Consider the following 16,115-nt stretch of genomic DNA (forward strand, 5'->3'; position numbering starts at 1 on the left):
CATGTCTCAAAAGACAATCGCATAACTCAGGCTCATTTCTGCTGTACGAACTGTGGATATACAGCTAATGCAGATGAAAATGCAGCGGGAAATATCCTAAGGGCGGGGCTCGCCCGGCTAGCACAGAAAGTGAACTCCAAAAGGAGTCAGCACTGTGAACCCTCTGAAGCTGAACAGTAATGTCAGCAGTAGGAATCCTCTTGCTTCAACAAGAGGAGGATGTCAAACGAGCGTGATTGTGTGGTGGGTTTTCATGGACAAGTCTATAAAAAACGACCAAGAATAAATCCTGGTCGATGTTGTAACTTCTTAAGGATTCAGAATGGTTGGACCTGAATGTTCCTCAAGATTTGGATAATCAAGATTGTAGTGTAAGCCGCGAGACTCTTTTCTCATCATTGCTGATTTAACAATAATCTCTGCAACGTCAAGGAGATTTCTAAGCTCAAGAAGATTTCTTGTTACTCGGAAATTAGAGTAATATTCATGAACTTCCTTCTTTAGAAGTTCAATTCTATGCATTGCTCTCTCCAGTCTCTTGTTGGTTCTCACAATTCCAACATAATCCCACATGGTAAGCCTTAGTTCATGCCAGTTATGAGTAATAATGACTTCTTCATCAGAATTTGTTACTTGGCTTTCATCCCAGTCAGGAATATCCGCGATTTCTGCATCAGACAGATGTTTCAGAATATGTGTTGCAGCGGCCTTACCGTACACTACACATTCCAAAAGAGAATTAGATGCCAGTCTGTTTGCTCCATGAAGTCCTGTATAGGCACATTCACCAACTGCATACAGATTCTCTATGTCTGTTCTCGCATTGTTATCTACCATGATACCGCCACATGTAAAGTGAGCTGCAGGTACAATTGGAATTGGACGCTTGGTTATATCAATACCAACCTTCAGACAGCGTTCATAGATTGTTGGAAAGTGCTTTTTAACAAATTCTGGTTCCTTGAAGGAAATATCCAGATACATGCAGTCTGCACCTAGTTTCTTCATTTCATGATCGATTGCTCTTGCAACAATATCTCTTGGTGCAAGTTCAAGTCTTTCGTCGTAATCCTGCATAAATCTGGTGCCGTCAGGTCTCTTTAACTGAGCTCCTTCTCCACGTAAGGCCTCTGTTAATAGAAAGTTTCTGTCTGCATCGCAGTAAAGTGTTGTTGGGTGGAACTGATTGAATTCCATATTTGCTACACGGCAGCCTGCTCTGTAAGCCATTGCGATGCCGTCACCTGAAGATACTTCAGGGTTGCAGGTGTACTGGTAAACCTTTGATGCTCCACCGGTACATAGTGCTATAAATTTTGCTGAAATGGTTTCTACGTGACTTGTTTCGTTGTTTAGTACATATGCACCGATTACTCTGTTTCCAGGCAAACCTAGTTTTCTGGTTGTAACAAGATCAATCGCGTTATGGTTTTCAAGAAGAGTAATATTTGGATGCTTTCTTGCAAGAGCAGTTAGAGTTTCCTGAATTGATTTACCGGTATGATCCTCTGCGTGGAAAATTCTTCTGTGAGAGTGTCCGCCTTCTCTGTGCAGATGATATGGAGACTGTTCATCTGTTGCTTTTTCTTCCTTAAGATCGAATGGTACTCCTGAATCAATTAGCCACTGAATTGCATCGTGGGCATTTTTTGCAACAAATTCAACTGTTTTTTCATCGCAGAGATATCCTCCTGCTATGCAGGTATCCTTTATGTGTGCTGCGATGCTGTCATCATCGTCTTTAATGTTGTAAACACCAGCAATACCACCCTGAGCATAATTTGTGGATCCAGCGCAAGCTGTTTCTTTAGAAAGAACAATTACCTTGGTTTTTTCTGCAAGACCTAAAGCAAGAGTTAGACCTGCAGCACCGCTGCCGATAATAAGGCAGTCTGTTGTATAGTTCATATTATTATCCTAAGGCGCTTAAGCGTCGATATTGAATGAATGTTTGATCTAGCTTGAAGATTCTACAACGGATTATTGTTTTTTTGTATATTCAATATATTGTTACAGGTCTATGCCCCATATAAGTACAGATAAACTTAAGGTATAAATCCTACTTTTGTCCTCTGTTACTTGCTTTAGAATGTTGAGAATGTCAAAATTACTTAATTAGATGAAGGTTAAGCAAAAATTTTGTGATTAACATCATAGTTTAATGATCTGTTAAATTTTTTTTGAACTTTAAAAAAAACTCTTGGTCAAAAAAGGTAAAGGTAAAACGATGGCATCCGATGAAAATCTACAAAAAGCCTCAAGCGATGAGGCTCTTGTTAAGCGGGTGCAGCAGGGAGATGTAAACGCCTACAACATACTGGTAATTAAATACCAGCATAAAGTTGCTCAGATTATTTCTAAATTTGTTGGAAATTCTGCTGATGTTAACGATGTTGCACAGGAAGCTTTTATAAAAGCATACAAGGCGATTAACAATTTCCGTGGAGAAAGTTCGTTTTATACCTGGCTGTATCGAATTGTAGTGAACTCCGCTAAGACTTATCTTGAGTCTAACAGCAAGAGAAAAAATCACATTGATGTAGATTCGGAAGAATTTCAGTCAATTGATGCTCAAGGTGTTCTTACAAGTAAAGAGTCGCCAGATAAAATAATAGAATCGCAAGAATTACAGCAAGTGATATTAAGTGCGATGAAGGAACTTCCTGAGGAGCTAAGACAGGCAATCATGCTGAGGGAAGTTGAGGGAATGTCCTACGAGGACATGGCAGATTTACTGCAGATCCCGATTGGAACTGTAAGATCCAGAATCTTCAGAGCCAGACAGTTCATCGAGGAAAGAATGTCTAGATTTGCTGGAAAGTAACGATTTACTTTAGGAGTAACTATGATGAATTTTCAGAATGTTGACAAAGAAGAGCTAAAATCTGCTTTGTATGACGGAGAGAATTTACCAGAAGGAAGGCTGAAGCTTTCAGAGAATGATGTTGAGCATATTCAGAATTGGTCTTTGATTGGCGCAACTCTCAGAAATGAAATGTCTGGCAGTCAGCTAAAACCAGATTTTGCCGCATCTTTGATGAATAGAATTCAGGAAGAGAATATTACTCCTGAGCTTGTAGATCAGACTGAGATTCAGTCTGTTTCAGTACATTCTTTAAAGAATGTATTCAAGAAAGTTTCTTTCGGTATCGCTCAGATGGCAATTGCAGCTTCAGTTGCCGCAGTTACAATCATAGGATATCAGACCTACAATGCAGAGGGTACCGTATCTAACGAGGTTTCAGCTGCTTCAACAATCGGAGCTATTGGAACTGCAAATCTTGCAAGCTATCAGACTAACCGTAAGAGCTCAAATGAGATAAAGCTGAATGAGGATAAATCTGACAAAGACAGTGTCTCAGCTAATAATATTGAGCTTAAGAAACAACAAAAACTTGAAGTTGAGCGTATAAATAATTACATTAGAGGTTATGTATTAGATACGGCTTCAAACAATTAGTATTTTATGAAAAGACTTTTTGAAATAACCGCAGGAGTTGTATGTACTGCGGTTTTTTTATTTATAAATACAGCTTCTGCATCAGATGTTGAACAGTGCGAACTGGATTTTAACTCCTTAAAAGATACATACGTAAACTCAAACATAGAAGCAACTGTTATTCAGTCTGCTCAGTCTGAGATGGAGCCCCTTTCTCTGGTACATCTTAATAAGAATGGAATCCCATATACAACATGGAAGTCTCTGAACAATGAGGTTTCAGGATATTCAATAAGAAAAAACAAGGGATTTGACTATAATCAGAATCGAGGATTTGTTGGTCCTCTTATCTGGCATCAGACTTTAATCTGGGACAAGATTTTTTCAAATGAGTCAAATCTTAACGGTTATGACTGCAGTATTCTTGGAAGAACAAGACTTGCAGGAAGAAAGGTAACAGTCTTAAGGTTATCTCCTGTGGATGAAATCAGATATGGTTTTATCGTTTCCAAGGATGCTGATACTAATCTTCCGGTTGAGCTTGCGGTTATATCTCCTAATCAGAGTGTAGTTGCCAAGTTTACTGTAACTGCAGTTCACTCAACTGCTGCCTTAAATCTTTCTTTTCCGGATGAAACCTTTGACAGAATTGAAAAAATGTCAAAAGTCGAGGAATCTTCACCAACTGCGTGGAGTGAACTTGTAATTCCAACTAACTTTTCAATAAAGAGACAAGGTGAAGAGGAGTCTTCAGAAGGTAACAAAATCTCATATCAGATCTTCTCTGACGGTATTGTTGAGTTTAAGGTTTATAAAAATAATAAATCATCCCTAAACATTGTTTCTGCAACCGATGGAACGCTTTCTGTCATGAGAAAAAACAGTAAATTCAATGAATATGCTGTTGTTGGCGAAATACCTCTGGACCTGTGTTCCCTGATTCTTTCTAAAATCACTGAAAACCGATGAATTCAATAATTTTGTGAATCCGCCTAAAAATGATAAAATGAGCGATTTATAAAATTATGCAAAATATACTGGTGCAGGTTTCCTTTTTGAGAGATAACTCTCTGTGGAATCTTTGCTGCGCCGAATATTAAGAATTTGAATGGAATAAGTATGGCAGAAGTTTTTGATCGTAGCCTTGTTAGAAATTTTTCAGTTATCGCTCATATTGATCACGGTAAATCTACATTATCAGACAGATTTATTCAGATGTGTGGTGGTCTTACAGAGCGAGAAATGACCTCTCAGGTTCTTGATAATATGGATATCGAGCGTGAGCGTGGTATTACTATTAAAGCTCAGGCCGTAACTTTAAAGTATAAGGCTAAGGACGGAAAGACTTACGAACTTAACTTTATTGATACCCCAGGTCACGTTGACTTTTCTTATGAGGTTTCACGTTCACTGTTTGCCTGTGAAGGTGCTCTGCTGGTTGTTGATGCAAGTCAGGGTGTAGAGGCTCAGACTCTTGCAAACTGTTATCAGGCTGTAAATCTAGATCTTGAAGTTATTCCTGTATTAAATAAAATTGACCTGCCTTCAGCAGATCCTAAGAGAGCAATCGATGAAATTGAAGACCTGATCGGAATCGAAGCTCAGGATGCATGTACCTGTTCTGCAAAGACAGGCGTTGGCGTTCAGGATGTTTTAGAGAGAATTGTAACTCAGATTCCGGCTCCATCAGGAGATCCTGATGCACCACTTCAGGCTCTGATTATTGATTCTTATTTTGATGATTATCTGGGTGTTATTGCTCTTGTTCGTGTAAAGAACGGAACATTACGCAGAGGAGATAAGATTAAGGTTATGTCTCAGGGCGTAGCCTGGGAAGTTGAAGGTCTTGGTATCTCAACTCCAAAGAGAGTTAAGGTCGATGTTCTAAACTGTGGTGAAGTTGGCTGGGTTGTCTGTGATATCAAATCAGTTCATGCTGCTCCTGTCGGAGATACTATTACCCATGTAAAGAACAGCGCAGTTGAACCTCTGCCTGGTTTTATGAAAGTTAAGCCTCAGGTATACGCAGGTATGTTCCCTGTAGATACGGAAGATTACAATGCATTTAGAGATGCATTGGATAAATTATCTTTAAATGACGCTTCTCTATTCTTTGAACCTGAGAATTCAAAGGCTCTTGGCTTCGGTTTCAGATGTGGTTTCCTTGGTATGCTACATATGGAAATCATCCAGGAACGTCTGGAAAGAGAATACAATCTCAACCTGATTACAACCGCTCCTACCGTTGTGTATGAGATTCTTCAGACAGATGGTGAAATTCTGCACATTGATTCTCCTGCAGCGCTGCCTCCTATTTCAAACATTGCTGAAATCAGAGAGCCTATTGCAGAGTGTAGAATGCTGATGCCATCTGAGTATGTCGGTTCAATCATGAAAATCTGTCAGGAAAAAAGAGGTATTCAGACTGGTCTTGTTTATCATGGAGATCAGGTCGCTCTTACATATGATATTCCTATGTCAGAGGTTGTTCTGGATTTCTTTGACAGACTGAAATCAGCCTCAAGAGGATATGCTTCTTTAGATTATGGTTTTAAACGCTTCAACTGTGATGATCTGGTTAGAATGGATATTCTGATTGCTGGTGAAAGAGTTGATGCTTTGGCTATCATTCTTCACCGTTCTGTTGCTCAGTCCAGAGGTAGAGCAGTTGTAGAGAAAATGAAGGAAGTTATTCCTCGTCAGATGTTTGATATTGCTATTCAGGCTGCGATTGGTTCACAGATTATAGCCCGTTGTACAGTCAAGGCATTAAGAAAGGATGTTCTTGCAAAATGTTATGGTGGTGATATCACACGTAAACGTAAACTTCTTGAAAAGCAGAAAGCCGGTAAGAAGAGAATGAAACAGCTTGGAAGAGTTGAAGTCCCTCAGGATGCATTCCTTGCCATCCTGAAGGTTGGAAAAGAATAACTGCTACAGAATAATTTAATTTTTGATGTCGGAGGTCTCACTTAGTTTTTTTAGAGTGAGAATTATTTATGAACGTTGTATTTGAAAATCTGTTTTCATGGATTTTGTTCATATTAACTATACTAACTGGTATTGCTTATTTTTATGACTATAAATATACCAGACCAAAGCGTCTTGCCAATGTAGCCAAGGCCAAGGAAGAAACAGCAGGAAAGCTAACCTCAAAAGTTGAGAAGCAGATGCTTGAGCCAAAGGATATTATTGGTCAGACAGGATCTCTGTTCTTCGTTATCCTATTTGTTTTTGTATTCAGATCGTTCATTATTGAACCTTTTAGAATTCCTTCAGGATCTATGCTTCCAACTCTTCAGGATGGTGATTTTATCGCTGTAAGCAAGTGGAGTTACGGAATCAGAAATCCTCTTACAAATTCTGTTTTAATCAATACTTCTACTCCAGAACGCGGTGATGTTATTGTTTTCAAGTATCCAGAAGACAAGAATGTTGATTTCATTAAACGTGTTGTTGGTATGCCTGGAGACATTGTTATCTACCAGAACAAGAATATCTATCTTCTTAAGGCAGGATCTCCAGATGATGCTATTCCAGAACAGGTTTCAACTAAACTTGTAGAGACTATTGATGAAGAAATCTCTGGACTAGGTCTTGCAGACAAGTACGAAGTATATGAAGAGAAGCTTGGTAATACATCTCACAGAATGAGAGTAAATACCTCTGCTCCAATGATGTCTCAGTATTTCTATAAGCAGCATAATACTCCTGTTGGAATGTGGAGAGTCCCAGAAAACTGCTATTTTGTTATGGGCGACAATCGCGATAACAGTAAGGACAGCCGTTTCTGGGGATTTGTTCCTATGGAGAATATAAAAGGAAAAACTATAGGTATCTGGTTATCCTTTGATTTTAAACACGATAGCTCAAGTTCAATGCCTGAATGGATTCCTTCTGCTGTTCGTTTTGACAGAATCGGTGGTTTGAAGTAAAAAATGGGCGATAAATTAAATATTATTGAATTACAGAACCTAGAATTAAAACTAGGATATTCTTTTCAAAATATTAAACTTCTGGATCAGGCTTTAACTCATAGAAGTTATGGCGCGGTTCATAATGAAAGACTGGAGTATCTCGGAGATTCCATACTTGGAATGATTATAGCCAAGGCTCTTTACGATAAATTTCCAAAATGTCCTGAGGGTGATTTAACCAGAATGAGATCTACTCTAGTAAGAGAGACCACTCTGGCAGAACTTGCCCGTGAATTCGGCATAGGAAATTGTCTGAGATTAGGCCCTGGTGAGCTTAAAACAGGTGGATTCAGACGTGATTCTTTAATAGCTGATGCTGTTGAATCAATCATTGGTGCAATGTTCATTGATGACAATGAGAATTTCCCAAGGGTAAGACAGGTTGTTTTATCCTGGTTCAAGAGTCGTCTTGAGACCATTAAACCAGATGTTAATCAGAAGGATCATAAGTCAACATTGCAGGAATTACTCCAGTCTCAGCATAAATCATTACCTGTATACAAGGTTGATGAAATTTTAGGTACGGACAACGATCAGATTTTTGTTGTATCTGCAACAGTTGAGGGCGTACCTCCTCAGATTGGAAAGGGTTCTTCCAGAAGAAGAGCTGAACAGCAGGCTGCTGGTCTGGTTTTGGAAATACTTGAAAAAAACAAGAAATAACTTCTTGAAGGAAAATTAATGACAGCTCATTTTGGTTTTGTCGCCATTATCGGTAGACCAAACGTTGGTAAATCAACCCTGATGAACCATTTGATTGGTCAGAAAATATCAATTACATCACGTAAGCCTCAAACCACACGAAACAGAATCGTTGGTATTGAAACAGAAGGTGATTATCAGGTTGTATACGTGGATACTCCAGGTCTTCATCGTGAAGAAAAAAGGGCAATTAATCATCTGATGAACAGAGCAGCTGAGAGTGCTCTTGGTGATGTTGAACTGATTATACTGGTAGTTGATCCAAATCATTGGACCGATGATGACGAGATGGCGCTTCACAGAGTAAAGAATGCAGATGTCCCTGTAGTACTGGTTATCAACAAGGTTGATACAGTTTCAGACAAGGAAACTCTTCTTCCTCTGATTGATAAGTTGTCAAAGATTATTTCCTTCAAAGATATCATTCCTGTATCTGCATTAAGAGGAACAAATCTGCACATTCTAAAGCAGATTATTAAAGATGCTCTTCCAGAAGGAGATCACCTTTTCCCTGACGATTCTATTACTGATCGCTCCTCAAGGTTTCTTGCTGCGGAAATTGTTCGAGAGAAGCTTATGCGTCAGATGGGAGATGAGCTTCCATACAGCTCAACCGTTGAGGTTGAAGAATTCAAAGAAGATAATGGTCTTCTTAGAATTAGTGCCGCAATTCTCGTGGAACGTAACGGCCAGAAAAAAATGGTTGTTGGCGCGGGTGGCGATAGAATTAAAAAGATCGGCACAGAAGCTAGAAAGGATATGGAAAAGCTTTTTGACAGCAAGGTTTTCCTTAAGCTTTTTGTTAAGGTTAAAGCTGGCTGGTCAGACGATGCACGTGCTCTAAAGAGTTTAGGATACGACGATTTCGAGGCATAATTATGCCTTTGATTGCTGATTCTGAAGCTGGTTTTATAATTCATAGCAGACCATTTAAGGAAAAGAGTCTGCTACTTGATTTATATACCTTAAATTATGGAAGAATCAGTGCTGTTGCCAGAGTTTCTAAGGCTAGTGCATCTCGTTCAATGGGAGTATATCAGCCCTTTGTCCCTTTAAAACTATATTTGAGACAGGGGAAAAGCTCTCTTTGGCAGCTTTCTGAAGCTCTCATTCAACGACAAAGCTTTAATATTTCGACTCCAAAGATATTTTGTGCAATATATCTTAATGAACTTTTATATTATTTAACAATTCCTCAGGATCCTGATCCTCATTTATTTGCAACCTATCTTGATGCATTAGAGCGTCTTGAAAATGGTGAGGATGAATTTATGATTTTGAGAAATTTTGAAGAAATTCTTATTGAAGGTTTAGGCTACGCTCCTAACTATGAAACGATAGCCGGTGAAAATTTCAAACCAGATTCTTTCTATATATACCTGCCTAAAAATGGTTTTATTGAAAGTGAGGATATGGATAATCTGTTGTTTTCGGGAAAAGATCTTATCTGCATTAAGAACAGAGATTATTCTGAACGCAACACAAGAATTGCTTTAAAAAACTTATACAAAGTCATAGTGGATTCACTTCTTAATGGAAAATCTTTAAAAAGCAGAGCGTTATACTCTCAATTTCTAATGGTGAAATAATGGTTACTTTTTATAAACCAGTAAAAAAAGAAACAGTTAAGAAAGCTGTAAAGGTTGAATGTACTGATCTTGATTTACAAGGTCGCGGCGTAGCTCGTGATGGCGATAACGTGTATTTTGTTCCTGGTCTTATGCCTGGAGATACAGCAAATGTTCTTGCTGAAAACTCAAAAGGAAAGATTCATCAGGGAAAGATCACAAAGATCATAAAACCATCTGATAACAGACGCGAAAAGGACTGTTCTCTGATTGGTCAGTGTGGTGGCTGTCAGATGCAGCATGTTCCTGTACAGATGCTTATTGAAGCAAAGATTGCTGGTATTAGAAAACTTTTTAAAAAGGCTCTGGGCTTTGATATAGGTGAGGCTGGTTTTGTTCACAGCGGTGATGAGCTTAGATACAGAAGAGCCTGCCGATTTGCCATTCGTGGCGACCATGGAAAGCTTTATTTAGGATTCAGAGAAGAGAAGTCTCATGATCTGGTAAAGATAAAGCATTGTCTGACTTTATCCGAGAGAATGAATAATGCAATTGAACCTTTAAATAAGGCGATTAATTCATTAAATTTAAAGAATAAATTAGGTCATGTTGAATTATTAGATTCTGATGGCGCACTTGGAATTCTTGTTCGTTTCTCTGCAACAGCAGATGAGCATGATGTAGCTGTACTGGAAAATGTTGGTAAAGAGCTTAATGCGGTTATTTCTATTGTTGAACCATACAGAAATCCAATGGAGATAAAAAAGAAGGAATCCTTAAGAGAACGATTTGTATGTGGATCTATTGATGACTTGTACATTGTTTCTCATGGAGTGAAAATCAAGTGTAATCCTTCTTCATTTGTTCAGATTAACAAAAATATAAATGCCAAATTACTTGAGACTGTAGTAGGCATGATTGAGCCTAATAAGAATATCTCTGTTATGGATTTGTTCTGTGGCTTGGGTAATTTTGCAATGCCTCTTGCTAAAGAAGGCGCTAATGTCGTTGGTGTTGATATCGTTGCTAAGATGATTGAAGATGCAAGAGCAAATGCCAAGGAACAGAATATTGATAACGTTAAATTTGAAGTTGCTGATTTAGAAGAACTTTTTGAAAATCAGAAATGGGCAAAGGCAGATTATGATGCCGTAGTTCTTGACCCAGGTAGAGAAGGCGCAAAGAGAGCAACTCTGTTTTTAGCAAAGAAGAAGTTGAAAAAAATAGTTTACATTTCTTGTAACCCTCTGGCTGCATCACGTGATACTATTGAACTGATTAAGTCCGGTTATAAGATTAAACAGTGGGGCGTTTGCGATATGTTTCCTCGCACAACTCACGTAGAGATGGTTCTCGAATTCATACAATGATAAGGTAGAAAAATGGTTGCAATCAGACAGACTCATAATGCTAGCTTTGATTTTGCTAAGTGGGTGGAGGCTCTAGAACTCACATCCGATTACAAAGATGCTATTTCAAAGACTAATGAGTTTGTTCTTCGCTGTATCAGAAAGACGGAAGTTGAAGAGGATTTCGTAAATCCTGATGATCTGGTTGCAAGATTTAATCATATTTCATCAGAAATCGTAGGTATTCTGATGACCCTCAATATGGACCTTCCATCATTAGAGGTTTCAATTCTTTATCCTGCATACGAAAGTGGCTTCATAAAACTTGACGATATAAGAGAAGAATTCGGAAGTAAGATAACAACTCTGCTTCTTGCTGTTAAGGATATGGAGGCCATCCGTTCTCTTCAGACTTTAACAAGCTCAAACGCAACAGAGGAACAGGTTGACCGTGTTCGCCGCATGCTGCTTGCAATGGTAAAGGATGTTCGTGCAGTTGTAATCAAACTGGCTGAAAGAATTGCTGTTATTCGTGCTGCAAAAGAAGAAACTCCAGAGTCAAGATATCTGATTGCAAAAGAAGTTTCAAATGTATATGCCCCTCTTGCCAACAGACTCGGTATCGGTCAGTTAAAATGGGAGCTTGAAGATCTTGCCTTCAGATTCCTTCATCCTGACACCTACAAGGAAATTGCCTCTGATTTAGGTGAGAGACGCGTTGACAGAGAGAAGTATATAGACAACTTCGTTTCTAATCTGTCAGCTCTTTTGAAAAAGGAAGGTATTGAAGCCACTGTTTACGGCCGACCAAAACATATTTACAGTATCTGGAAGAAGATGCAGAAGAAGCATCTTAAGTTCTCAGAGTTATATGATGTCAGAGCTGTAAGAGTACTTGTTTCCTCAATAGAAGAATGCTATGCCACCCTTGGAGTTATTCATTCAAATTTTGAACATATCACCAAGGAATTTGACGATTATATTGCAAATCCTAAACCTAATGGCTACCAGTCAATTCACACTGTTGTTTATGGTGAAGGCCAAAAAGTTGTAGAGGTTCAGATTCGTACCCAGAGCATGCATAACTCTGCAGAGCTTGGGGTTGCTGCGCACTGGAAGTATAAGGAAGGCAACGGACAGAGTCAGGGTGTAGAAGAGCGTATTAACTGGTTAAGAAAGCTTCTGTCATGGAGAGATGATCTGATTAAATCAGGTTCTCTTGAAGAAGAATTTAAAAATCAGGTATTTGAAGATCGAGTTTATATCTTTACTCCTAACGGAGAGGTTATTGATCTGCCAACAGGTTCCACTCCTCTGGACTTTGCTTATCACGTTCACACAATGGTAGGTCATTGCTGCATCGGTGCAAAGGTAGATGGCCGAATTGTACCTTATACATATCAGCTAAAGACTGGCGAACAAGTTGAAATCATAACTTCTAAGAATCCAAATCCTTCAAGAGACTGGATCAATTCTGAGAATGGATTCCTAAAAACTGCGAAAGCAAGAAACAAGGTTCAATCCTATTTTAGAAAGATTGACTTTGATCGAAATAAGGAACAGGGCGCAGCTCTAGTTGAAAAAGAACTTGCAAAGCAGGGAATCGATATCAGCAAGGAACAGGTAAATTCCATTCTAAAACTCAAGCTTTCAAGATTTAACCTAAAGTCCGTTGATGATATTTTTGCAAATGTTGGCGCTGGCGATATTGGTGTAAATATTATTGTTGGAATAGTTTCCGCAAATCTTGAAAAGGATAAGGATGAGGTTTTCGATTCAAATGAACTGATCGAAGATCTGATCAACAAACGTCAGAACGATGAGATTCTAAAGAAGAATAAGGTAAAAAGCGGCATTATTGTTGAAGGTGTTGGCGATATTATGACCCATATGGCAAAGTGCTGCCAACCTATTCCTGGAGATGAAATCGTTGGATTTGTAACTCAGGGAAGGGGAATCTCAATTCACAGATGTGACTGCGAAAAATTCAGACGTATGCAGGAGCTTTTCCCTGAGCGCGTTGTTGATGCAACATGGGGAAATAATGTTCAGCTTGGTAATGGATATACTGTAACAGTTAGAATTGTGAGCGAGGATTATTCTGGATTCCTCAGAGATATAACCACAGTTATTGCAAATGAAAAGATGAACGTGCTTGGAATAAAATCTCACGTCGATTCCTCAAAGAATGTTTGTCTTGTTGACGTAGATCTCCTTGTTGTAAGCATTCCAGTGCTAAACAGAACTTTGGCAAAATTAAATGATCTTTCCAAGGTAATCTCGGCGCAAAGAGTCTAACTTACTGAAAAGACATAAGTTTATTAATCACACTTAAAATCAATAGGATAAAAAAAGTTATTTTTGTAAGAGCAATCCTGTTCGTAAATAGTGTGATTGCTGTGGTATAATCTTCTGTTTGAAGTTAAACTAAATCGGAGTTTTTATGTCTTCTTCTCCTAAGATTATTTTCGTTACTGGCGGTGTTGTTTCTTCATTAGGTAAAGGCATTGCTGGAGCATCTCTTGCTGCTGTTCTAGAAGCACGCGGATTAAAAGTTACCATCATGAAATTGGATCCATATATCAACGTTGATCCAGGTACCATGAGCCCAATTCAGCACGGAGAGGTGTTTGTTACTGAGGACGGTGCAGAAACCGATCTTGATCTTGGACATTACGAGCGTTTTATCAACGCAAGAATGTCAAAAAAGAATAATTTTACAACCGGTCGCATTTATTCTGATGTGATCAGAAAAGAGCGTCGTGGTGATTACTTAGGCGCAACAATTCAGGTTATCCCACACATTACCAATGCTATTAAGGAGAAAATTCTTGCTGGCTGTGAGGGTAATGATGTAACTCTAGTTGAAATCGGCGGAACCGTTGGTGATATCGAATCACTTCCTTTCCTAGAGGCAATTCGTCAGTTAGCAGTTGATATCGGTAGAGAAAATGCATTATTTATGCATTTAACTCTTGTTCCTTATCTGCCAACTTCTGGTGAGGTAAAGACCAAGCCTACACAGCACTCTGTTAAGGAATTACTATCAATCGGTATTCAGCCTGATGTACTTGTTTGTCGTTCAGAGAATGGTATTCCTGCAAACGAGCGTCACAAGATTGCAATGTTCTGTAATGTTAAAGAGAATGCTGTAATCAACATGAAGGACGTTGATTCAATCTACAAGATTCCTGCATTATTAAAGAGCCAGGGACTAGACCAGTTAGTAGTTGATCGTTTCCACCTGGATTGTAAGGAAGCAGATCTGTCTGACTGGGAACAGGTTTTATACCAGCAGGCAAATACTACTGGTGAAGTTACCATCGGTATGGTTGGTAAATATGTAGAATTACACGATGCATATAAGTCAGTAAATGAGGCTTTAAAGCACGGTGGTCTAAAGAATCGTCTTCATGTAAATATTCGTTATATTGATTCAGAAGACGTTGAGGTAAAGGGCGTTTCTGTTCTTGATGGTCTTGACGCAATTCTTGTTCCAGGCGGTTTCGGTAAGCGAGGCGTAGAAGGTAAGATTCTTGCTGCTAAGCATGCTCGTGAGAACAATATTCCTTATCTTGGCATCTGTCTTGGTATGCAGGTTGCTCTAATTGAGTACGCAAGAAATGTTGCAGGCCTTAAGAATGCAAACTCTACTGAATTCGATCCAGATACCAAGTATCCTGTAGTTGCACTTATTACAGAGTGGAAGGACGAATCAGGTAAGATTGAGAAACGTACTGATAAATCCGATTTAGGTGGAACCATGAGACTTGGTGGTCAGCTATGCCATCTACAGGCTGGTTCTAAGGTTCGTGAACTGTATGGTTCTGATGATATTGTTGAGCGTCATCGTCACAGATACGAAGTAAACAATACTCTAATCAAGAAAATCACTGATGCAGGCTTAAAGGTTGCCGGTCTTTCAACAGATAACAAGTTAGTTGAAATTATCGAGAATCCAGATCATCCTTGGTTTATTGGTGTTCAGTTCCATCCTGAATTCACTTCAAATCCAAGAAAAGGTCATCCATTATTCTCAGGCTTCATTAAAGCTGCTAAGGAATATCAGGATAAGCACTAGAGTTTAGTTTTGTATGAAGATATTTGCAGTTATTCTTGTGATTATTATTGCCTGTCTAGGCTGGCAGACATATAACGGTCGTAATGGAATTCTGCATTATCGCGAAACTGAACAGAAACTGAAGGCGGCCTCTGCAAACACAGAGCGCCTTCAGAGAAGAAATCAGGCTCTTGAAGACGAAATTTCCGATTTAAAGCAAGGAAATCGAGTTGTTGAAGAGCTGGCCCGCTCTGAATTAGGCATGGTAAAACAGGAAGAAACCTTTTACCGTGTTATCGAAAAAGAAGAAAAAACTTCTCCTTCCAAATAGGATGCTTTTTTATGGAAAGCACTAAAATCGATGTTGTGCTCCCAGCCGCAGGAGTTGGGAAAAGAATGCATTTGAATATCCCAAAACAGTACGCCATTTTAGGGGATAAAACTGTTTTGGAGCTAACTGTTGAAGCGGTATTTAAATGTCCTCTTGTAAACAATATTATTATTGGTATTAGCAGAGAAGACGAATATTTTAACGACCTGCCTTTGGCTGATAATCCAAGAATCATAAAAGCCAATGGAGGAAAAGAGCGTTCTGACACTGTGCGGTTGTGTCTTGAGCATGTAGTAACACCTTGGGTGATGGTGCATGATGCCGCAAGACCATTTGTGCACGTTGATGATTTGAATTCTCTTTGCAGTAAGGTAGGGTCATCAGAAGTTGGAGCTATATTAGCCTGCAGATCATCTGATACATTAAAGCAGGTTGTTAACGGAAAGATAATAAAAACAGTACCTCGTGAATCTATTTTTAGAGCATATACCCCTCAGCTTTTTAAAACAGATATTTTAAAAAAAGCATTGAATCATGCAGTTGAGTCTAATATTTCAATTACAGATGATGCCAGCGCAGTAGAGCTTTTAGGCTATTCAGTCGATATTGTCGAGGGTAGAGCTGACAATATTAAACTGACTACTCCTGAGGATCTCGCAATGGCCAGAAGATTACTAGAGGACTAAATA

At 38.9% G+C, this 16,115-nt stretch carries 15 protein-coding genes; 14 read left to right on the forward strand and 1 reads right to left on the reverse strand.

Features of this window, described 5'->3' with window-relative positions; all coding sequences use genetic code 11:
• The coding region (locus B5D46_RS07200) for a zinc ribbon domain-containing protein (RefSeq protein WP_143675622.1) at positions 1–180 on the forward strand (180 nt) is incomplete at its 5' end.
• A 129-nt stretch (positions 181–309) separates the two neighbouring features.
• Here the strand turns inward: B5D46_RS07200 and nadB are convergent.
• On the reverse strand, positions 310–1,908 hold the full coding sequence (gene nadB, locus B5D46_RS07205; RefSeq protein ID WP_031491002.1) for an L-aspartate oxidase: 1,599 nt from the start codon (positions 1,906–1,908) through the stop codon (positions 310–312).
• A gap of 319 nt (positions 1,909–2,227) precedes the next feature.
• Here nadB and rpoE point away from each other — a divergent pair, with 319 nt between their 5' ends.
• From rpoE to ispD, 13 genes are all read left to right on the forward strand, one after another.
• Positions 2,228–2,824: an RNA polymerase sigma factor RpoE gene (rpoE, locus tag B5D46_RS07210; RefSeq protein WP_031491003.1), complete on the forward strand. Its 597-nt coding sequence runs from the start codon at positions 2,228–2,230 to the stop codon at positions 2,822–2,824.
• A 21-nt stretch (positions 2,825–2,845) separates the two neighbouring features.
• A complete protein-coding gene (locus B5D46_RS07215) occupies positions 2,846–3,460 on the forward strand; it encodes a sigma-E factor negative regulatory protein (protein WP_078928889.1) in 615 nt (204 codons plus the stop codon).
• Positions 3,461–3,466: 6 nt separating this feature from the next.
• Positions 3,467–4,408: a MucB/RseB C-terminal domain-containing protein gene (locus tag B5D46_RS07220; protein WP_031491005.1), complete on the forward strand. Its 942-nt coding sequence runs from the start codon at positions 3,467–3,469 to the stop codon at positions 4,406–4,408.
• Positions 4,409–4,558: 150 nt separating this feature from the next.
• On the forward strand, positions 4,559–6,370 hold the full coding sequence (lepA, locus tag B5D46_RS07225) for a translation elongation factor 4 (protein ID WP_078928890.1): 1,812 nt from the start codon (positions 4,559–4,561) through the stop codon (positions 6,368–6,370).
• Positions 6,371–6,438: 68 nt separating this feature from the next.
• The gene (lepB, locus tag B5D46_RS07230; protein WP_031491007.1) at positions 6,439–7,374 is read left to right on the forward strand and encodes a signal peptidase I; all 936 of its coding nucleotides are present in this window, start codon (positions 6,439–6,441) and stop codon (positions 7,372–7,374) included.
• Between the two features lie 3 nt (positions 7,375–7,377).
• The gene (gene rnc, locus B5D46_RS07235) at positions 7,378–8,079 is read left to right on the forward strand and encodes a ribonuclease III (RefSeq protein ID WP_031491008.1); all 702 of its coding nucleotides are present in this window, start codon (positions 7,378–7,380) and stop codon (positions 8,077–8,079) included.
• Between the two features lie 18 nt (positions 8,080–8,097).
• Positions 8,098–8,994, forward strand: a complete 897-nt coding sequence (gene era, locus B5D46_RS07240; protein WP_078928891.1) for a GTPase Era — start codon at positions 8,098–8,100, stop codon at positions 8,992–8,994.
• A 2-nt stretch (positions 8,995–8,996) separates the two neighbouring features.
• Entirely contained in the window at positions 8,997–9,707 is a 711-nt protein-coding gene (recO, locus tag B5D46_RS07245) for a DNA repair protein RecO (protein ID WP_078928892.1), read from the forward strand.
• Complete coding sequence (gene rlmD / locus B5D46_RS07250; RefSeq protein ID WP_078928893.1) at positions 9,707–11,056, forward strand: 23S rRNA (uracil(1939)-C(5))-methyltransferase RlmD; 1,350 nt, start codon at positions 9,707–9,709, stop codon at positions 11,054–11,056. Before recO ends, rlmD begins: the two co-directional genes overlap by 1 nt.
• A 12-nt stretch (positions 11,057–11,068) precedes the next feature.
• A complete protein-coding gene (relA, locus tag B5D46_RS07255; protein ID WP_078928894.1) occupies positions 11,069–13,333 on the forward strand; it encodes a GTP diphosphokinase in 2,265 nt (754 codons plus the stop codon).
• A 145-nt stretch (positions 13,334–13,478) separates the two neighbouring features.
• Positions 13,479–15,116 (forward strand): CTP synthase, encoded by a 1,638-nt coding sequence (locus B5D46_RS07260; RefSeq protein WP_031491013.1) that lies wholly within the window; start codon positions 13,479–13,481, stop codon positions 15,114–15,116.
• 13 nt (positions 15,117–15,129) lie between these two features.
• Positions 15,130–15,426 carry a septum formation initiator family protein gene (locus B5D46_RS07265; RefSeq protein WP_078928895.1) on the forward strand — a complete coding sequence of 99 codons (297 nt, stop codon included), beginning with the start codon at positions 15,130–15,132 and terminating at the stop codon, positions 15,424–15,426.
• Between the two features lie 11 nt (positions 15,427–15,437).
• A complete protein-coding gene (gene ispD / locus B5D46_RS07270) occupies positions 15,438–16,112 on the forward strand; it encodes a 2-C-methyl-D-erythritol 4-phosphate cytidylyltransferase (protein ID WP_078928896.1) in 675 nt (224 codons plus the stop codon).
• Positions 16,113–16,115: the final 3 nt, after the last annotated feature.

It is taken from the genome of Succinivibrio dextrinosolvens DSM 3072 (assembly GCF_900167015.1).
GTDB lineage: Bacteria > Pseudomonadota > Gammaproteobacteria > Enterobacterales > Succinivibrionaceae > Succinivibrio > Succinivibrio dextrinosolvens.